The organism is Shewanella sp. S1-49-MNA-CIBAN-0167 (assembly GCF_040310145.1).
GTDB classification, from domain to species: domain Bacteria; phylum Pseudomonadota; class Gammaproteobacteria; order Enterobacterales; family Shewanellaceae; genus Shewanella; species Shewanella psychromarinicola.
The window spans coordinates 1-251 of the sequence record NZ_JBEOPO010000396.1 but is presented as its reverse complement, the minus strand read 5'-3'; the positions used below and the strand labels follow the sequence as shown (position 1 = coordinate 251).

The window sequence follows — 251 nt, the reverse complement described above, 5'->3', positions numbered from 1 at the left end:
ATGCAAAGGTGACATCATTATATATCAGCCTCGCCTGAGTCTTGTGGCTGGCCGATGTGAGTCAGTAATTGCAACACTTGATGATTTAGCCGCGGAGAAAACTCAGAGGTTACTAACAACACGGGTTTGCTAAAGGCGCTTAAGGTATCAAGGCCTGGTGGTTCATCTGGTGTTAGTGCCTGGCTCACTATGCGTAAGTCGCTGATACCGAGGTCAGCTTCTAAGCTTGAACTTACTATACCGCGCACACC

Annotated in this window: 1 pseudogene; it reads right to left on the bottom strand. The window is 48.2% G+C overall.

Annotated elements, in window-relative coordinates:
* Positions 1-17: 17 nt before the first annotated feature.
* A pseudogene (locus AAEZ00_RS21785) lies at positions 18-251 on the bottom strand (hypothetical protein); the annotation flags it as partial.